This is a genomic window from Variovorax sp. Soil_C_17, assembly GCF_057657265.1.
In genome coordinates this window covers 1314067-1332823 of record NZ_JBDGIT010000002.1, presented here as the reverse complement: position 1 = coordinate 1332823, position 18757 = coordinate 1314067, and the positions used below count along the sequence as shown (strand labels likewise).

Sequence of the window (18757 nt, the reverse complement as noted above, 5' to 3'; positions counted from 1 at the left end):
GGCCTCGACGGGTGACAGGGTGAGTGCTCAGGCCACGCGCCCGAGCGCGGCCAGGACCTCGGCTGCGGGCGGCAGCTCGCTGGTGCGCCAGACCAGCCGGGCCTGGCGATCGAACACATAGACCTGGCCGGTGTGGCGGTCGCCTGCGGCCACGCCGCCCCTGAAGAGCGAGAGCAGCGGCTCGAGCGCAGCCGGCGCAGGCGCCGCCGCGCTCCAGGCGGGCCCGGCGCCGAACCGCCGCAGCCAGGCGCCGAGTGCGGCGGGGTCGTCGGCCAGCGGATCGATGCTCAGCGACAGCAGGCGTGCCGCCGGATCGCGCTCCGCCCGCATGCCAGCCTGCAGGGCCGCGAACAGCGCACCCTGGATCGGGCAGACCGTGCTGCAGCCGGTGAACATCAATTGCACGGCGGTGGGGGTGCCGCGCAGTTGTGCAGCGAGTGTGGGCGCGGCGCCGTCATGGCGCCGCAGCGGCAAGGCCGGGGCCGGCACGGCCGGCAGCACCGGGCCCACCGCAGCGTCGGCGCGTGCGGCCGGCAGCCCCGACAGCCATGCCAGCGCGCCGGCTGCCAGCAGGCGCCGGCGCCCGTCGGATTCCGGCCGGTGCGCGGCGAGATGGCGATGCGCGTTCATTCGTCCGGCCCTTGCGTCAGGTAGTCCCACAAGGCCGCGCACTGGGCATCGTCGGCATCGAAGCGCGGCATGGCGCGCGGCAACACGATGTGCCCCGGATCGACGCCGGTGCGCAGCGTGCGGCAGAAGGAGGCCTGCTCGTACGCGATGGGCGGGCCGCCCCGGCGCGCGCGCGCTTCGCGCAACTGGCGCCTGCCCAGCGGCGGCGCGAAGTCGGAGGTCACGGCGGTGGACTTGCCGGGCCCGCTGTGGCACTGGATGCAGCGCGTTGCCTCGACCGGCAGCGGCGTGCTGTGGCCGGACAGCGTGCCGGCGAGCGCCTCGGTGCCGTCGAACAGGCGCGCACCGCGCGCCACCGAGGCCTGCGGGGCTTCGCGCGCCCCATCGTTGGCGCGGCACGCAGGCCATGCGATTGCGAATGCCAGCGCCATCGGGAGCCCCAGCTTGCCGAACCGGTGCGCCACTACCGGATGTTGATCGTGCGCGCCACGCTGGGCACGCCGCCGGCGTCGAGCGCGAACAGCATGTAGTTGCCCGGCAGCACCACGCCGCGATCGGCCGGAATGCCCAGCTGGTAGTTGCCTGTCGTGCCGGTGAAGGACAGCGGGATGCGGCGCTGGTCGGTGTTGACCGAATGCGTGACCGAAGCCATGCGCACCAGCGCGAAAGCGGCCGCCGCGCGGTCGGTCGTCACGGCGATCTGGCTGCCCCATGTGGCGGTGGCCGGCGCGCCGGTGATGGCCGGGCGAGGCGCGGGCGAACCATCGGGCGAGAGCAGATAGGGCGGCGTGTAGATCTCCGCGTCCGCGTGGTCGGCAGGACAGCCGCACAGGCCACCGCCGCCGGCCAGCACGCGTCCGTCCAGCAGCAGCAGCGCGACGCTGTGGTAGTTGCGCGGCCGCTGCATCGGCGGCAGGGTGATGAAGCTTTCCAACGCCGGGCTCCACAGCTCGGCGGCCAGCACGCTGTAGGAGTCGGAGAAGGTCACCGGCTGCGTCTGGCCGCCCATCACGAACACCTCGCCGTTGGGCAGCACCACGCTGTTGACGAAGGTGCGGCCATAGGCCATGGGCGAGACCTTGCGCACCGTGGGCGGGTTCGGCGGGCCCGCACCGATGTCGATGACGTAGGCGGTGTTGAAGGCGTTGCCGCTGTCGTGGTTGGGCGCGCCGCCGAGCTTGAGGATCTTGTTGATGTCGTACATCACGGCGCTGGCCGTCATGGCGTAGGGGTCGTCGCTGCGCAGGCCGGCCTGCAGGATGGCGCCGCTGCCTCGCGTGTCGATCCAGTGCATCGCGGCGGCGGGTCCCGCGTGGAACACCCAGTCGCCGGCGGCGCCGAACAGCCACATGTGGTTGTCGCCGCGGTAGACACCGGCCGCATCGGGGCCGGCCAGCGGCGGGTTCGAGACATTGCTCGCGTCCGGCATGTTGGCCGGCACGCCGGCCAGCGTGCGCCAGGTCCTGGTGCTGGCCGACCACACCTCGCCGTACTTGCCGCCCAGACCGCCGTTCCACGAACCGCCGACCGTGAACACGGAACCGTCGGACATGGTCGTGCTGGACTGGTAGGCACGCGCGATCCCGAGTTGCGCGCCCGTGGTCCAGCCGCCGAGTGCGGGGTCGTAGATCGAGGTCTTCGCCGCATCGCTGCCCCCGGTGACCAGCACGCTGCCGTCGGCCAGCATGCTGAGGCCGGGGCAGAACATCTGGTGGCCCGTTGCGGTGACCGTCAGCGGGCTCGACGTTAGCGTGGCGGGGTCGAACACCGAGGTGTAGGTGTACGCCTCGGCGCTGCTCGTGCTGAAGCTGGTCGGGGAGCGGGCGGCCCACAGCAGCAGCTTGCCGTCCGGCAGGTTGGCGGCCGATGCGGGCACGAGCGGCAGCGGGATCGGATCGGACCAGGGCTTCGCGGCCGCGGTGGACTGCGCCGCGGTGTAGCCGGCCGCGGTGAATCGGTATTCGTTGGCCGGCAGCCACTTCCCCTTGAACCGGGAGCGAAGCCGGACCACGAATTCGGCACCGTTGATGGGCAGGTTCGTCACCGTGTACGTGGTGGCGCTGGTCACGGTGTCGACCAGCGGTGTCGCGGAGGTGGTCGACTGGAGCGAGAAGCCGTACTGGTTGGCGCCGGTGTTGGTCCAGGTGAAGGTCGCGCTGCGGCTGGTGAATTTGGTCCCGGGCGTCGGGCTGGTGAGGACGGCGGCCTGTCCCTCCGGAGGGGTTGGCCTGTTGCTCGTTGCGGAAACGCTCAGGGTGGGGTCCGTGGGCTGCGCTCTGCCGCCGCCGCCGTCGGCGCCGCCGCACCAACCCAGGAGCACCATGGACGCACAGGCAAGCCCGGGCAAGGCTCGCGCGGATGGAACGCTGGTCATCGCTCCTCCTTTTTTATTGCCATCGAGTGTGCGCAGCTTAGTCCTCGCGCGCGCAATAAACAATACAAAAGTATTCGGAAGATTGCGCGACCGCGCACCGGTGGGTGCGGGCGGCCCTTACTCGCAGAGCCGCCGTATCTCCGGCGGAATCGGCACCGCGCGGATGCCGCCGCCCTCGCGCTTGGCCGCGAAGATGCGCACCTCCTCGCATTCGAGGATGAGCTCCTCGCCGCGCTTGACGCGGTAGGTCTGCAGGAAGCTCTTGTCGCGCCACTCGGGGATCGCCACCGCGATCGTCAGCGTGTCGCCGTAGCTCGCGCTCTTGACGAAGCGGGTGTGGGTGTCGACCAGCGGCGTGCCGATCACGCCCAGCGTCTGCGCCGTCTCCTCCCAGCGCGGCACGCCGCGCTCGGCGAAGAAGTGGCGCGAGGCCGCGTCGATCCAGCGGAAGAAGTTGGGAAACCAGACGATGCCGGCGGGGTCGCAGTCGCCGAACTCGACGCGGACGGTGTGGATGACTTGACGGCTCACTGGAGTACCTTCGCCTTCGGTTGCGGTGCTATTCGCCTTCGGAGCGGCCGTGCGGCTCACTGGAGTACCTTCGCCTTCGGCTGCGGTGCTATTCGCCTTCGGAGCGGCCGTGCGGCTCATACGGCGATCAATCCGCGAGGATTTTTCTGTCCCGGATGATGGCGCCGAAGCGCGCGGAGTCGGCCATGACACGGTCATGGAAGGCCGCCGGCGTCCCCGGCACCGCTTCGCCGCCCAGGTTGGCAATGCGCTCCTTCACCGCCGGCGTCGCCAGGATGCGGTTGATCTCGGTGTTGAGCCGGGCCACGACCTCGGGCGGCGTGCGCGCCGGCGCGTAGAAGCCGAACACCGTGTCGGCATCGAAGCCCTTGAAGCCCGCCTCGTCGAGCGTGGGCACATCCGGAAACTGCGGCGAGCGCTTGGGGCTGCCCACGGCCAGCAGCCGCAGCTTGCCCGCGCGCACCTGGTTCAGGCCGATGCCCGGATCGAAGGAGAAGTCGATCTGGCCGGCCAGCAGGTCCTGCAGCGCCGGCGCGGCGCCGCGGTAGGGCACGTGCACGGCGTACAGACCGGCCTGGCTCTTGAACATCTCGCCGGCCAGGTGCGGCGAGCTGCCGGTGCCGGGCGAGCCGTAGGACAGCTTGCCCGGGCGCTCCTTCACATAGGCGACGAAGTCCTTGACGTTCTGCGGCGGCAGCGAAGGCTTGGTCACCAGGTACACCAGCACGCGCGCCGCGGCGGCCACCGGGATCAGGTCCTTGGTGGGATCGAAGGACATCTTCGGGTAGAGGTGCGGATTGACCGACACCATGCCGCCCGAGCTCATCAGCAGCGTGTAGCCGTCGGGCAGCGCGCGGGCCACGTTCTCGCCGCCGATGTTGCCGTTGGCGCCGCCGCGGTTCTCGATCAGCACCGGCTGGCCGAGAGCGTCCTGCAGCGGCTGGGAGATGGCGCGCGCGATGGTGTCGGCCGCGCCGCCGGGCGGGAAATTCACCACCACCTTGATGGGCTTGCTGGGCCAGTTGCCGCCTTGCGCATGGACTGCCGGCACCACGGCGGCGGCGCCCAGCACCAGCGCCAGCAATGCGCGGCGCAACGGGATGGCATGGCGGAGTCTTGTGCTTGTCATGGGAAGTCTCCTTCTTGGTTGTTCATGGGGTGGCGGCGGGCCGGCGCTTCATCCAGCGGATCGGCTGCGCCACGACCGGCCGCGCCGGCGCGCCGTGCTGCACGAGCGCGGCATCGAGCGCCTTGCCGGCGTCGTCGGCGAGCGCCGCCTGCCGCGCCGCGGCGATGGCCTCGGCGCGCGCCTCGGCAGAGGCGCCGGGCAACTCGGCCAGGTGGTCGATCACGTGCAGCAGGTTCTGCTTGCCACGCTCGTTGGTGCTGCCGTAGCCCTTGATGAGCCGGCCGCACAGCGCGATCTCGTGGCCCAGGCGCCAGCCGCTGCGCGTGCCCTGCAGCACGGCATCCAGCCAGCGCCCGATCAGCGCCTGCTCCTCGGCGAAGCGGCTGCCGCGCCGGCGCAGCCAGCGCAGCGAGGCCAGCAGCCGCAGCGAGGCCATGCCGAAGACCGCGTGGCTGCCGACCTTCAGCGGCAGGGCCCAGGGCGCCGTGCGACGCCGGTCCCAGGCCGTGAGGCGACGGGCCAGGGATTGCGGCAGCAGCGCCGCGAACTCGGGCGTGCCGGGCTTGAAGTGGTCGTAGACCTTGACGATGTCCTCGTCCCCGGCCCGCACCTCGCGCCGCACGCGCGCCGTGCGGCTCTTGCGGCTCTTGAGCTCGGCCACCCGCACGATGTCGTCGAAGGCCATCCACAGCGCGAGCCAGCGCGCCATCTCGTGGGTGGTGGCCCAGCCGTGGGCGCCGGCGGGGTCGGCCGCGCGCTCGGCCGCCAGCACCTGCTGCAGGCGCTCGATGTAGAGCTGGGCGTACGCGGCGTCCTGGTAGTCGAGCACGCGGGCATGGCCCAGCGCCAGCAGGCCCTGCACCTGCGGCGGGAACAGCCGCGCGACCGCGGGCGGCAGCGGGTGCGCCACGGGCTCGTCCGGCCCGGTGGTGGCCAGCAGCCGGCTCACCATGGCGGCCTGCTCGCGCGGCCCACGCACGATCTCGAAGGCCTGCGCGAAGCCGCGCAGGCTGGCTGCGGCCATGTTGCCGGCCTGGTCGGGCGTCTTGCCGCCGCGCACCACGTGCTCGTAGGCGTCGCGCGGGAAGGGGAACAGTCCGCTGCCCGCGACCGCGCCCAGCATCACGGCGCTGACCACCGTGCCGGCCTCGCGCGCCACCGAGCCCATGTCGAACACGTGGTGCTCGCGGCTGAAGGCCTTGATCACGTCCAGCAGCCTGTCGCTGTCGGCCCGGCCGTCGCCCGGCTGCATGCGCTCGGCCGTGGTCAGCGTGCGCCCCGAGGCGCTGATGACGAGGGTTCGCGCCGGTGCGCTCATGCCGTTGCCGATCTGCCGCGCGGTCTCCAGCAGCTCGGAGGAGACGATCGCATCCAGCGCCCCCGGCACCGGGCTCAGGCTGAACACCGGCCGCCGCCCGCCCAGCTCGGCCTGCGGCACCGGGAACACCTCGATGTAGTAGGTGGTCGCGCCGGTGCGCTGCGCCACGCCGGGGATGGAGGTGCTCTGCGCGGCGTAGCCCGCGTGGCGGGCCGTCTCGACCAGCCACTCGGTGAGCACCCCTCCGCCTTCGCCGCCGAGGGCGCAGACGAGCAGGGTGATGGGTTGTGTCGCTTGGCTGTTCATCATGGAGGCCGGCAATTCATTTTCTGGAGCGCAGCGCCGCGCCCTTGGCGCACGGATGTCCGTTGTCCGCAGTCTAGGCAGGCTGCAGGGCTCGCACCACCGCTCCGCGCAGCGCATGCACCACCCGCTCGTGCCACTTGGGGTTCTGCACCACCTCGGCCCGATAGAAGCTGGGACACAAGGTGGCGGCATGCGCATTGGCACCGCACAGCCCGCAGCCCACGCAGCCGTCGATCACCACTGCCACGGGGTCGACCTTCAGCGGATCGGGGTTGTCCTTGATCGTGAGCGTGGGGCAGCCCGACAGCCGGATGCAGGCGTGATCGCCGTTGCAAACGTCCTCGTCCACGCCGTACTTCACCCGCACCACGCGCTCGCCCCGCTTGAGCAGGCCGGCGATCCAGGGCTTGATGCGGCGCTGCCGCTCCAACTGGCATTCGCCCTCGGCCACGATCACCTTCAGCCCGCTGAAATCGGTGGTGAAGGCCTCGTTCAATGTGGCCCTCATCTTGTCGACGTGGTAGGTGTGCACGGTGCGCAGCCACTGCACGCCCAGGCCCTTGAGGGTCGACTCGATGGTGGTGTTCTTGTCGACCAGGCTCTGCTGCTTGTCGGCTGCGCGTGCCTTCACCGCCTCGTCGGGCGTGGAGATGATGTCCTGCGTGCCGGTGGCCGAGGTGTAGCCGTTCTTGAAGATCAGGAGCACGGCATCGTCGCCGTTGAAGAGCGCGCTCTGCACGCCGGTCAGCAAGCCGTTGTGCCAGAAGCCGCCGTCGCCCATGATCGACAGCGCCCGGCGCTGCATCATCGGCGACACGCCCGCGCGGCTCGCCAGGCTCATGCCGTAGCCCAGGATCGAGTGGCCCATGGAGAAGGGCTCGAAGGTGCCGAAGGCATGGCAGCCGATGTCGGCCGCGATGTGCACCGGCCCGCTGTCCTGCTGCGCCAGCTTGAGCGCCGCGAACACCGGGCGCTCGGGGCAGCCGATGCAGAAGCTGGGCGGCCGCACCGGCAGCGGCGCCTCCAGCTTCGCGGCCACCGCGGCGCGGCGCTCGCGGTTGCCGGCGAGCCAGCCTTGCGCCGAGTCTTGCGCATGCTCGGGCAGGTAGCGCTGCGCAAACTTCGACAGCCCGCCGGCCAGCACCTCCACGCCCAGCTCGCCCGCCGGCGGCAGCATGTCGCAGCCGTGCAGCGGCGTCTGGATGTCGCGGCGGCGCAGCAGCGTCGCGATCTCCTGCTCGATGTACTCGGGCTGGCCTTCCTCCACCACGAGCACCGCGCGCTTGCCCACGCAGAAGTCGGCGACCTGCTCGGGCACCAGCGGGTAGGTGACGTTGAGCACCAGCAGCGGGATGTCGGTCGCGCCGAAGGCATCGGCCAGGCCCAGTTGCTGCAGGCTGCGGATCAGCGCGTTGTAGAGGCCGCCCTGGACGATCAGCCCCAGGTCTTCGTGCTTGCCGGGCACCAGCTCGTTCAGGCCCTGCTCCGCGATGTAGCGCCGCGCAGCCGGGATGCGTTCCTCTCCCTTGAGCTTCTCGTGGCGGAAGGTCACGGGCGGATGCGCGAGCCGCATGTAGTCGAAGCCGGCCGGCTCCTCCATCAGCGCGCGGGTGGAGACCGGCGGCGGCAGGTTGTCGCGGCATTCGAAGCTGCCGCGCACATGGCAGGTGCGGATGCGCAGCTCCATCATGCAGGGCATGCTGGAAGTCTCGGAGAGGCGGAAGCCATGCTCCACCATGTCGACCATCCGGCCCAGTTCGGGCCGCGGATCGAGCAGGCACATGCCGGACTTCAGCGCATAGGCATGCGTGCGCTCCTGGATCACGCTCGCGCCTTCGCCGTAGTCCTCGCCCACCACGATCAGCACGCCGCCCTTGACGCCGGGCGAGGAGAGGTTGGACAGCGCATCGGCCGCCACGTTGGTGCCGACGATCGACTTCCAGGTGACGGCGCCGCGCAGCGGATAGTGGATCGAGGCGCCGAGCATGGCCGCGGCCGAGGCTTCGTTGGAGCAGGCCTCCACGTGCACGCCCAGCTCGTCCATGTAGGGCTTGGCCTGCACCATCACGTCGAGCAGGTGCGAGACCGGCGCGCCCTGGTAGCCGCCGACGTAGGCCACGCCCGACTGCAGCAGGCCCTTGGTGATGGCGAGGATGCCCTCGCCGTGAAAGGTGTCGCCGGCACCGAGGCGCAGGGCCTCGATCTCCTTGCTGAATGAAACTTCCAAGACGCTTTCTCTCTGTTTACTTCGTAGGGGGCCCGCCCGGGAAACGGGCCAGGTAATAGGCGAGGGTGTCCAGGTCCTCGTTCGGAATGCGGCCGACCGCCTCGGCCATTGCCATCGTGTAGCCCACGCGCTTGCCGGACTTGAACTCGTGCAGCGTCATCTGGAGGTAGTCCTCGCGCTGGCCGCCGATGCGCGGCACCTGCTGGCCGCCGCTGAAATCGGCGCCGTGGCAGAACACGCACTTGTGCTCCTGCGCCAGCGCCTGGCCCTTCTTCATGCGGGCGGCATCGGGCGGCGCCGTGGGCACCGGCGCGGGCACCGGCGGCAGCGTGGCGATGAAGTCCGAGAAGCCGCGCAGATCCTCATCCTTCATGCCCTTGGCCACCGCGCTCATCGCCTCGTTGGCGCGCCGCCCCTCACGGAACAGGAAGAGCTGGGTGATCGCGTAGAAGGAATGCTGGCCCGCCAGCACCGGCGTGTTCGGCATCTCGCTGCGTCCGTTGGCGCCGTGGCAGGCCGCGCAGAGCTGGGCGAAGCGCTGCGCATGCGCGCCCGCGCCGCCCTGGCCCTGCGAAGCCTTGCCGCCCTGGGCGCCGGCCGGCGCCGCGAGCCCGAAGCACGCTGCCGCCGCCGTGATCCATGCGAATGCGCGTGCTCCTCTCGTCATTTGCCGTAGCTGATGCGGTAGATGGCGCCTGCGTGGTCGTCGCTCACCAGCAGGGAGCCGTCCTTCATCACCAGGAAGTCGACCGGGCGGCCGAGATAGCTGTTGTTCTCTACGAAGCCGGTCATGAAGGGCTCGACCTTCGCACCGCCCTTGCCGTCGGGCCAGGCGACGGACACGTCGGCGTACTTGTTGGTCCGGTTCCAAGGGCCGTGGCGGGCGATGAACATCGCGCCCTGGTACTTGGCCGGGAACATCTTGCCCGTGTAGAACTTCAGGCCCAGCGAACCGGCGTGCGGGCCGAGGAATGCGGCAGGCTTCTGGAAGTCGCTGCACGACTTGCCCCAGCCGAATTCCGGGTCGGGAATGTTGCCCTGGTGGCAGTACGGGTAGCCGAAGTGCTGGTTCGGACCGCTGACGACGTTGAGCTCGTCGTTGGGGATCTCCTCGCTGAGCCAGTCGCGGCCGTTGTCGGTGAACCAGAGGCGGTCGGTCTTGGGATCGAAGTCGAAGCCCACCGTGTTGCGCACGCCGCTGGCAATGGTCTCCATGCCGCTGCCGTCGAGGTTCATGCGGTAGATCTTGGCGTACTCGCCGGGGTCGCAGATGTTGCAGGGCGCGCCGATCGGGAAGTAGAGCTTGTCCTTGTGGATGCGAATGAACTTCCAGCTGTGGTCCTCGCCGCCGGGCAGCTTGTCGTAAAGCACCGCCGGCTGCCCGGGGTTGTCGAGCTTCGAGTCGATGTTGTCGTAGCGCAGGATCTGCTTGTGCGTGGCCAGGTAGAGGCTGCCCTTGTGGTATTCGATGCCCGCGGCCTTCTCCATCTTGTCGATGATGGTCTTGACCTCGCGCGTGTTGCCCTTGGGCACGACCGCGTAGACCTTGTTGGCGACGAACAGCGTGCTGACGAACACCGTGTCGCCGGGCCCCTGGCGCAGCCCGCGCGCATCGAGCACGCCCGAGACCCAGGTCTCCACCTTGAAGCCGGGCGGCAGCTTGAACTTGGCGGTGGGCAGCTTGTCGGCCGCGGTCGGGATCGGGAAGGCAGGCACCGGCGCCATGCGCTGGGCGGCTTCGGTCTTGGGGCGGCCCTTGGCCCAGCCGGGTTCTTCGGCGGGCGGCTGCTGTGCCGATGCGGCCGTGGCGGCGCACAGCAGGGCAGCGAGCGTGGCATGCAGGCGGAACTGGGGCATGGCTGTCTCCTTCTTGGTTGTGCGGCAGCGTGGGGAGATGCATGGCTCCATCTGGCCGCCGGTTGGAGTGTGCGAGCCGCAGCCCCGGGCATCAATAAAATATTCGTGCTATCCGACATGAATGCCATGCATATCGACACCATCGACCTGAACCTGCTTCGCCTGTTCGATGCCGTCTACCGCGCGCGCAGCGTGAGCCGCGCGGCCGATGCGCTGGGCCTCACCCAGCCGGCCGCCAGCCATGGGCTGGGCCGGCTGCGGCTGCTGCTGCAGGACGCACTCTTCACCCGCGCGCCGGGCGGCGTGGCGCCGACGCCGCGTGCCGAGCGGCTGGCGGCCGCGGTGCAGTCGGCGCTGGGCACGCTGGAGGAGGCGCTCAGCGAGCCCGACCGTTTCGAGCCCACGGCCTCGCGCAAGACCTTCCGCATCCACATGAGCGACATCGGCGAGGGGCGCTTCCTGCCGGCGCTGATGGCGAGCCTGGGCGCGCTGGCGCCCGGCGTGCGGCTGGAAACCCTGCCGCTGGCGCTCGACGAGATCGCGACGGCGCTCGACAGCGGCCGGGTCGACTTCGCCTTCGGTTTCCTGCCCAAGGTGAGCGACACGCAGCGCATCCTCCTGCTCAAGGACCGCTACATCGTGCTCGTGCGCCGCGGCCATCCCTTCACGCGCGGGCGGCGCAGCGGCCAGGCGCTCTTGGAGTCGCTGCAGAAGCTGGAGTACGTGGCGGTGCGCACGCACGCGGAGACGCTGCGCATCCTGCAGCTGCTCAACCTGGAGGACCGGGTGCGCCTGACCACCGAGCACTTCATGGTGCTGCCGGCCATCGTGCGCGCCACCGACCTGGCGGTGGTCATGCCGCGCAACATCGCGCGCGGCTTCGCCGAGGAGGGCGGCTACGCCATCGTGGAGCCGGCCTTTCCGCTGCGCGACTTCGCAGTGTCGCTGCACTGGAGCAAGCGCTTCGAGTCGGACCCGGCGAACAGCTGGCTGCGGGGGGTGATCAAGGAGCTGTTCGCCGAGGCGTAGGCCGTGCGTTGCCTGCCGGCCGCGCCGCGCCTTCAGAAGACGCGCTTCATCTCGATCTGGCGCATCACCGGGACCAGTCCCCGCGCATGCGCCGCGTGGAAGAAAGGGCTGTCGCCGGGCTCGTCGACCAGGCGCCAGCGGGTGCCGGGGCGCGCGGACGAGAGCATGTCCAGCAGCGCATGCGCGGCGGCCTCGTCGACGGCCGCGGCGTCGAGCAGGGTGCCGTCGTGGCGGGCCGGCTCCGGCAGCACGGCATAGGCCGCGACCGTGTCGCCGCGGCGCACGCCGATCGCGGCGGCGTTCTCGTGGGTGAGGGCATCCAGCACGGTGGGCAGCTCGCGGCGCCAAGTCGGCCGCGCGACGGCACTGCAGCGGGGATGCACCGCGGCAAGATCGGCCACGTCCAGCGCCACGGGCTCGATGCTTCGCGTGTCCAGCGTGCCTTCGAGCAGTTCCAGGGGCCGGATCGCCTCGAACCCGGCCCGGGCGTACAGCGTGCGGGCGGGATTCTGCTCGATGACCTCCAGCGCCAGCTCGCGCACGCCTGCCGCGGGCAAGGCCGCGAGCTGCACCTCGATCAGCAGCCGCGCGAGTCCGCGCCGCCGCTGCGCACGCACGATGCCGAAGCCGGCGAGGTAGGCGCGGGCCTCGCGCCGCCCCACCAGCGAGAGGCCGGCCGGCTTGCCGCCGGCCATCAGCACCTTCGACGTGCCGAGATCGACGTTGGCGCGCCGCAGATGCCGCGCAAAGCGCTGCTCGTCGAAGGCCACCGGCACGAAGTAGCCTTCGTAGGCCAGGTTCCAGAGCCCGGCCAGCGCGCTGCGCGACAGCTGCTCGGCGGAAAGGATGGCGATGTCGACACGCTTCATGTTCCTGTCTGCACCTCATGTGACGCACATGCAGGCAATGATGGCACTGCTTTGCGCAGCGGGGCCTGGGGCGAGCGGGAATACGCCGTTCGCCAGATGCTTTTCTCCCCGCACGGACCTAAGCTGAACTGCAAGCCCCAAGGAGATGCCCATGGACTATCCCGGTCGCCTCATCAAGATCGGCGAGGCCGATGCAGCGGTCGTGCAGGCGCTGCGCGCCCAGCTCCGCCTGATGATGGGCGGCGACAGCGACCCTGCCGCGCGCCTCGATCCGCAGGGCACCGTCTTCGACGCCGGCATGAAGCGGGTGGTGAAGCTGTTCCAGGCCCGCCATGTCGATTCGGCCGGACGTCCGCTGAAGCAGGACGGCGAGATCGGCGCGTTGACCTGGGGCGCCATCTTCGGAACCGAGAGCGTGCCGGCGAGCGCCGATGCCGGCACCGATCTGCTGGCGCGGGTGCTGGCGGTCGCCGCGGGCGAGGAGGAGAAGAAGGTGCGCGAGGTGCCGATGAACTCGAACCGCGGCCCCGAGGTCGAGAAGTACCTGGCCCGCGTCGGCGTGCCGCCCGGGCTGCCCTGGTGCTGCGCCTTCGTCTACTACTGCTTCGACGAGGCCTCGAAGACGCTGGGTCGCACCGGCAATCCGATGGTGCGCACCGCGGGCTGCCTCGACCACTGGAACAAGGCCGTCGCCAAGGGCGCGACGCGCATCCCCGCGGCAGCGGCGACGGCCGATCCCACGCGGCTGGCGCCGGGCATGATCTTCATCATGGACCATGGCCGGGGCGCGGGCCACACCGGCCTGGTCGAGTCGGTCTCGGCCGGCATCCTCGCCACCATCGAAGGCAACACCGATGCGAGCCGCACGCGCGAGGGCGGCGGCGTCTACAGGCTGGCTCGCAAGGTCGGTGAAATCAACAAGGGCTTCATCGACTACGGGCCGCTGGGTTGAACCGCCTCCTTGCGCAGGAACCAGAAGCCCGGCGGCCAACGCGACGCCGGCGGGTCAGTCACCCGAAAGGCATGCCGCGCGCGAGTGGAATGGCGGCGCGCTCGCTCGGCGGCGGCCTGCGGGCAGGCGGCCACTGCCGTCGGACAGGTGCGCAAGCCGGTGTCCGACAGGAAGCCGGGCGCCTGCTTTCCAAGCTGTCCTTTTTCAAGGAGAAAAGCCATGGCCCACGAGAGATACGCCGCCTGCATCGCCGCCTGCAACGACTGCGCGATGGCCTGCAGCCACTGCGCTGCCGCCTGCCTGCACGAGGATGACGTGAAGATGATGGCTGGCTGCATCGCGCTCGACATGGACTGCGCCGCCATCTGCCAGCTCGCCGCCGCAGCGATGGCACGCGACAGTGCCCATGCCCCGGCCATCTGCCGCCTCTGCGCCGAAATCTGCACGGCCTGCGGGACCGAGTGCGCGAAGCACTCGCACGCGCACTGTCAGGCCTGTGCCGAGGCCTGCAAGCGTTGCGCGGAGGCTTGCCGGCAAATGGCCGCATGAGCCCGGGAGCTTCCGGGCGCCGGCCTTGCGCCGAAGCCTGGGCTTAGTGCCCGCTGCCCTTCCAGCGCCGCAGCAGCAGCGCATTGCCCACCACGCTCACGCTGCTGAAGGCCATGGCCGCGCCGGCGATCACCGGGCTCAGCAGGCCGAAGGCGGCCAGCGGAATGCCCACCACGTTGTAGACGAAGGCCCAGAACAGGTTCTGCCGGATCTTGGCGTAGGTGCGGCGCGAGATGTCGATGGCATCGCTCACCAGCGCCGGGTCGCCGCGCATCAGGGTGATGCCGGCGGCATGCATGGCGACGTCGGTGCCGGTCGACATCGCGATGCCCACGTCGGCGGCGGCCAGGGCCGGCGCGTCGTTGATGCCGTCGCCCACCATCGCGACGCGCCTGCCCTGCGCCTTGAGCTGCGCGACGATGGCGGCCTTGTCCTCGGGCAGCACTTCGGCGTGCACGATGTCGATCTGCAGCAGCCGGGCCACGGCTTCGGCGCTGCCGCGGTTGTCGCCCGAGACCAGCGCGCTGCGGATGCCCTGCGCATGCAGCTGCCGGATGGCCGCGGCGGCGCTGTGCTTGGGTGCATCGCCGAAGGCGAGCAGGCCCAGCAGCTTCGGCTCGCCGCCGACCTCGGCCAGCCATGAAACGGTGCGGCCCTCGGCCTGCAGCTGCGCGGCGCGTTCGGCCAGCCGGCCGACGGGCACCGAAAGCTCGCTCATGAAGCGGCTGCTGCCCAGGCGCAACGCGCGGCCTTCGACGGTGGCCGCAACCCCTCGCCCGGCGACCGCGCGCACCTCGCTCGCGGCCGGGATCGCCAGGCCCTGCTGGGTGGCCGCCGCGATCACGGCGCGCGCCAGCGGGTGCTCGCTGCCGGACTGGATGGCCGCGCCGGCACGCAGCAGGGCGGCGGCGTCGCCGTCCGCGGCCTCGAAGGCGACGAGTTCCGGGCGGCCCTCGGTCAGGGTGCCTGTCTTGTCGAAGGCGACGATGCCGACGCCGTGTGCGACCTCGAGCGCCTCGGCATCCTTGATCAGCACGCCATGGCGCGCCGCCACGCCGGTCCCGGCCATGATCGCGGTCGGCGTCGCCAGTCCGAGGGCGCAGGGGCAGGCGATGACGAGCACGGCCACCGCGTTGAGGATCGCCGCCTCCCAGTCGCCGGCGGCCACGCCCCAGCCGAGCAGGGTGGCGAAGGCGATGGCGATCACCACCGGCACGAACACGCTGCTCACGCGGTCCACCAGGCGCTGGATCGGCGCCTTCTTCGCCTGCGCCGACTCGACCAGCCGCACGATGCGGGCGAGCGTGGACTCCGCGCCGATGGCGGTGGTGCGCAGCACGAGCAAGCCTTCGCCGTTGACGGAGCCGCCTGTCACGGCGTCGTTGGCGTGCTTGGCGACCGGCAGGCTCTCGCCGGTGATGAGCGACTCGTCGACCTCGCTGGCACCCTCCAGCACCACGGCGTCCACGGGAACGCGCTCGCCGGGGCGCACGATCACCTCGTCGCCGACGCGCACCTGCGCCAGCGGCAGCTCCCGTTCCAGCCCCATGCGCCGCACCCGTGCGCGTTCGGGCCGCAAGGCGTTCAGTGCGCGGATGGCCTCCGTGGTCTGGCGCTTGGCGCGCAGCTCCAGCCACTTGCCGAGCAGCACCAGCGTGATCACCACCGCCGATGCTTCGAAGTACAGGTGCGGCAGCCCGTGGCCAGCGTGCGTGAAAAGCAGGTAGAGGCTCAGGCCATAGCCGGCCGAGGTGCCCAGCGCGACCAGCAGGTCCATGTTGCCGCTGCCCGCCTTCAGGGCCTTCCAGCCTGCGCGGTAGAAGCGGGCGCCGAGCCAGAACTGCACCGGCGTCGCCAGCGCCAGCTGCAGCCAGCCGTCGAGCATCCATGCGCGGCCGAAGAGCAGTCCGAGCATGGGCAGCAGCAGCGGCGCGGACAGCAGCGCGGCCAGCGCGACCGGCGACCAGTCGGGCCATCGGCTTGCCGCGTTTGCCGCGGATGCGCCCTGGGCCTCGTCGGCACTGCTCGCCTCGTAGCCCGCCTTGCGCACGGCGGCCACGAGCGCGGCCGTCTCCACGTCGGGGCCGGCGAAGCGGACCTCGGCTTTCTCAGTCGCCAGGTTCACCGTGGCCGAGGCGACGCCGGGAACGCCCGCCAGCGCCTTCTCGACGCGCGCCACGCAGGAGGCGCAGGTCATGCCTTCGATCTGCAGGGCCCGTTCCTTCAGGCCGGCGGCAGGTGCCGGCATCGTCAAGCTGTTGTCCATCGACATCGGTGGTTCTCGTGTTTTACAGTTGGGGCTACTGTCGACCTTTCCATCATGGGAAGGTCAAGGCTTTGCGCGGACCCCCTGGCCGTCGCAGGTCGTCAGCGCTCGGCCAGCTCGTCGAGGATCGGGCAGTCGGGCCGCTGATCGCCGTGGCAGCACTCGGCCAGGCGCTCCAGGGTGCGCTGCATGCTCGCCATCTCTTCGATGCGGCGATGCAGGTCCGCCGCGTGGGCGAGGGCGATGCGCTTCACGTCGGCGCTGGCACGCCGCTTGTTCTGCCACAGCTTCAGCAGCTCGGCGATCTCGGCCATGCTGAAGCCGAGGTCGCGGGCACGGCGGATGAAGCGCAGCGTGTGCACGTCCTTGCCGCCGTACTGGCGATAGCCCGCGTCGGTGCGGCTGATGCGGGGCAGCAGGCCGAGCGACTCGTAGTGCCGCACCATCTTGGCCGAGACGCCGGAGCGGGCCGCCGCCTCGCCGATGTTGAAGGGTTCCGTGCCGGGGAGGGCCTGGGTCATGGGGCTTCCTTTTTTTGCCTTCGTACATCGAAGGCCAACGAGAAGTCTCGACCCTACCATCATGGGAAGGTCAAGCCGGCTGCATGGTTTCAGGGGCGCATGATCTGGCCGCGCGTGACCGGCGGTGCATCGTTGCCCCACGAGCCGCGGATGTAGCTGAGCACGGCGGCGATGCCATCGTCGTCGAGCACATGGCCGAAGGGCGGCATGCCGTAGGGCCGCGGATTGCCGGCGGTGGCGGGCAGGAAGCCGCCATGGCGCAGCACCTGAACCAGGTTGACGGCCGAGTCCATGTTGACCGCGCGGCTGCCGGCGAGCGCGGGATAGGCGCCCTCGGCACCCTGGCCGGCATCGCCATGGCAGTAGGCGCATTGCTGGTCGTAGATCTTCGCGCCGCGCGCCATCACGCCGGCGTCGCGACGCACGGGCGATGCGGGAGCGGGGGTGTCCGCCGCCCCCCTGGCTTCGGGCAGTTGCTTGAGAAACACCGCCATCGCGTTCAGGTCGGCCTCGTTCAGGTGCTGGGTGCTGCGGAAGACCACGTCGGCCATCGGGCCCATCACCGAGCCGCGGGGCGAGGTGCCGTTCTTGAGCAGGGCGACGACGTGCTGCGTGTCCCAGTCCGCCACGCCGGCCTCGCGCTTCGCATTCAGCGAGGGCGCATACCAGTTCTCGACCGGGATGAGCCCGCCCGAGAGGCCCAGCTTCTCCTCGGTGGCGCCCAGCACGTTGCGCGTGCCGTGGCAGGCGATGCAATGGCCCAGGCCCTCGACCAGGTAGGCGCCGCGGTTCCACTCGGGCGGCTTTGCAGGATCGGCGACGAAGCTGCCGGGTGCGAAGAACAGCGCGCGCCACACCGCGAGCGCGGCCTGCGTGTCGTAGGGGAAGCGCAGCTTGTGGGCGATGTTGGGTGTCGCGGCCGGCGGCACGGTGCGCAGGTAGGCGTAGATCGCATCCGAATCCTCGCGCGTCACGCGCGTGAAGCTCGGGTAGGGGAAGGCGGGGTACAGCAGGCGGCCGTCCATCGAGCGGCCGTTGTGCAGGGCGCGCCAGAAATGCGCGGCGCTCCAGCGGCCGATGCCCGCCTCCTGGTGCGGCGTGAGGTTGCCGGCGAAGACCGTGCCGAAGGGCGTCTCGATGCCGACGCCGCCGGCATAGGGCGCGCCGCCGCGCGTCGTGTGGCAGCCGGCGCAGTTGCCGGCCAGCGCGAGGTAGCGGCCGCGCTCGACCTGGGCGGGCGTCGCGTCGAAGGCGGCGGGCGTCTTGGGCAGCGGCTCTTCGCCGCGCAGGTTGAGGGCCACGAGCGCGAGTGCGGCGGCGATCAGCAGCACGGCGAGGGCGAGCAGGGCGTAGAGGAGGCGTCGCATCGCGGTCACTTCCCCATGGCGCTGCAGGGCAGCGGCAGCGGTCCGGGCGGCGCGGCCGCGGGCTTGGGGTCGGCCGGCACCGGCTGCAGTGCGAGCCAGCTCGCGACGGCGTTGATGTCCTCCGCATTCAGCTTGCGTCCCACCTCCGCCATGCAGTCCGGCGGCAGCGCATGGCGGCCGTTGTTGAGCCAGTCGCCGAGCTGCGAGGCGAGGTACAGGCGCGGCAGGCCGAGCAATGAGGGAATGGCGGGCGCGATGCCGGTCAGCGCCTGGCCATGGCATTGGGCGCAGGCCGGAATGCCGCGTGCCGCATCGCCCTCGAACACCAGCGTCTTGCCGCGCGCGAGGCTCTGCGCCGAGGCATCGCTGCGCGTGGACACGGGCGGGTAGGGCAGGTCGAGCTCGGCGAAGTAGTGCGCGATCTCGCGCAGGTAGGCATCGGAGAGGTGCCGAACCATGTGGGCCATGTCGCTGTTGAAGCGGCGCCCGTCGCGGAAGCTCAGCAGCTGGTTGTAGAGGTAGCCCTCGGGCTTGCCGGCCAGCCGCGGGAAGTAGCCCGCGTTGGTGCTGGCGCCTTCGCGCCCATGGCAGGCGATGCAGGCGGCGACGCGCTGCTCGATGGTGTCGGGCACGCGTGCGGGGGTGGGGGTAGGGGTGGGCGAGGCGGCATGGGCCATGCCGCACAGACTGAAGGCGGCGAGCAGCAGCCGGCGCCAGTGGGTTCGTGTCTTCATGGTGGTGCGCGATTGTCGCCGCACGCCACAGTGCCCGCATGCGCATTCATGTCATGCACATGCTGGGCGGGCAGCCCCGACCGCTGGCGCTTGTCTTC

Annotated in this window: 17 protein-coding genes; 3 read left to right on the top strand and 14 right to left on the bottom strand. The window is 70.7% G+C overall.

Annotation, left to right across the window (positions count from 1 at the left end):
- Positions 1-27: 27 nt before the first annotated feature.
- The 9 genes from AC3A6Y_RS14855 to AC3A6Y_RS14815 all read right to left on the bottom strand — a co-directional run bounded on the left by AC3A6Y_RS14855 (position 28) and on the right by AC3A6Y_RS14815 (position 10372).
- A complete protein-coding gene (locus AC3A6Y_RS14855; protein ID WP_487868981.1) occupies positions 28-630 on the bottom strand; it encodes an SCO family protein in 603 nt (200 codons plus the stop codon).
- Positions 627-1094: a c-type cytochrome gene (locus tag AC3A6Y_RS14850; RefSeq protein WP_487868980.1), complete on the bottom strand. Its 468-nt coding sequence runs from the start codon at positions 1092-1094 to the stop codon at positions 627-629. The genes AC3A6Y_RS14855 and AC3A6Y_RS14850 overlap by 4 nt, the downstream gene beginning before the upstream one ends.
- Positions 1094-3004, bottom strand: a complete 1911-nt coding sequence (locus AC3A6Y_RS14845) for a galactose oxidase early set domain-containing protein (protein ID WP_487868979.1) — start codon at positions 3002-3004, stop codon at positions 1094-1096. Before AC3A6Y_RS14845 ends, AC3A6Y_RS14850 begins: the two co-directional genes overlap by 1 nt.
- Before the next feature lie 117 nt (positions 3005-3121).
- Positions 3122-3535, bottom strand: coding sequence for an acyl-CoA thioesterase (locus tag AC3A6Y_RS14840; protein ID WP_487868978.1), 414 nt, complete (start codon positions 3533-3535; stop codon positions 3122-3124).
- 127 nt (positions 3536-3662) lie between these two features.
- Positions 3663-4664: a Bug family tripartite tricarboxylate transporter substrate binding protein gene (locus AC3A6Y_RS14835; protein WP_487868977.1), complete on the bottom strand. Its 1002-nt coding sequence runs from the start codon at positions 4662-4664 to the stop codon at positions 3663-3665.
- A gap of 22 nt (positions 4665-4686) precedes the next feature.
- Positions 4687-6288 (bottom strand): indolepyruvate oxidoreductase subunit beta family protein, encoded by a 1602-nt coding sequence (locus tag AC3A6Y_RS14830; protein ID WP_487869059.1) that lies wholly within the window; start codon positions 6286-6288, stop codon positions 4687-4689.
- Positions 6289-6361: 73 nt separating this feature from the next.
- The gene (locus tag AC3A6Y_RS14825; protein WP_487868976.1) at positions 6362-8515 is read right to left on the bottom strand and encodes a thiamine pyrophosphate-dependent enzyme; all 2154 of its coding nucleotides are present in this window, start codon (positions 8513-8515) and stop codon (positions 6362-6364) included.
- A 16-nt stretch (positions 8516-8531) separates the two neighbouring features.
- Positions 8532-9182, bottom strand: a complete 651-nt coding sequence (locus AC3A6Y_RS14820) for a c-type cytochrome (protein WP_487868975.1) — start codon at positions 9180-9182, stop codon at positions 8532-8534.
- Positions 9179-10372, bottom strand: coding sequence for a PQQ-dependent sugar dehydrogenase (locus tag AC3A6Y_RS14815; protein ID WP_487868974.1), 1194 nt, complete (start codon positions 10370-10372; stop codon positions 9179-9181). The genes AC3A6Y_RS14820 and AC3A6Y_RS14815 overlap by 4 nt, the downstream gene beginning before the upstream one ends.
- A gap of 117 nt (positions 10373-10489) precedes the next feature.
- Here AC3A6Y_RS14815 and AC3A6Y_RS14810 point away from each other — a divergent pair, with 117 nt between their 5' ends.
- Positions 10490-11401, top strand: a complete 912-nt coding sequence (locus tag AC3A6Y_RS14810; protein ID WP_487868973.1) for a LysR family transcriptional regulator — start codon at positions 10490-10492, stop codon at positions 11399-11401.
- A 32-nt stretch (positions 11402-11433) separates the two neighbouring features.
- Here AC3A6Y_RS14810 and AC3A6Y_RS14805 read toward each other — a convergent pair whose 3' ends face one another.
- A complete protein-coding gene (locus AC3A6Y_RS14805; protein WP_487868972.1) occupies positions 11434-12270 on the bottom strand; it encodes a GNAT family N-acetyltransferase in 837 nt (278 codons plus the stop codon).
- A 151-nt stretch (positions 12271-12421) separates the two neighbouring features.
- On the opposite strand from AC3A6Y_RS14805, the gene AC3A6Y_RS14800 reads away from it, so the two are divergent.
- Together AC3A6Y_RS14800 and AC3A6Y_RS14795 are read left to right on the top strand one after the other, a co-directional pair.
- Positions 12422-13222: a CHAP domain-containing protein gene (locus tag AC3A6Y_RS14800; protein ID WP_487868971.1), complete on the top strand. Its 801-nt coding sequence runs from the start codon at positions 12422-12424 to the stop codon at positions 13220-13222.
- A gap of 219 nt (positions 13223-13441) precedes the next feature.
- Complete coding sequence (locus tag AC3A6Y_RS14795; RefSeq protein WP_487868970.1) at positions 13442-13771, top strand: four-helix bundle copper-binding protein; 330 nt, start codon at positions 13442-13444, stop codon at positions 13769-13771.
- 43 nt (positions 13772-13814) lie between these two features.
- On the opposite strand, the gene AC3A6Y_RS14790 is transcribed toward AC3A6Y_RS14795, so the two are convergent.
- The 4 genes from AC3A6Y_RS14790 to AC3A6Y_RS14775 all read right to left on the bottom strand — a co-directional run bounded on the left by AC3A6Y_RS14790 (position 13815) and on the right by AC3A6Y_RS14775 (position 18659).
- On the bottom strand, positions 13815-16037 hold the full coding sequence (locus AC3A6Y_RS14790) for a heavy metal translocating P-type ATPase (RefSeq protein ID WP_487868969.1): 2223 nt from the start codon (positions 16035-16037) through the stop codon (positions 13815-13817).
- Positions 16038-16138: 101 nt separating this feature from the next.
- Complete coding sequence (cueR, locus tag AC3A6Y_RS14785; protein WP_487868968.1) at positions 16139-16558, bottom strand: Cu(I)-responsive transcriptional regulator; 420 nt, start codon at positions 16556-16558, stop codon at positions 16139-16141.
- 89 nt (positions 16559-16647) lie between these two features.
- A complete protein-coding gene (locus tag AC3A6Y_RS14780; protein ID WP_487868967.1) occupies positions 16648-17925 on the bottom strand; it encodes a c-type cytochrome in 1278 nt (425 codons plus the stop codon).
- 5 nt (positions 17926-17930) lie between these two features.
- Positions 17931-18659: a c-type cytochrome gene (locus AC3A6Y_RS14775; protein WP_487868966.1), complete on the bottom strand. Its 729-nt coding sequence runs from the start codon at positions 18657-18659 to the stop codon at positions 17931-17933.
- Positions 18660-18757: the final 98 nt, after the last annotated feature.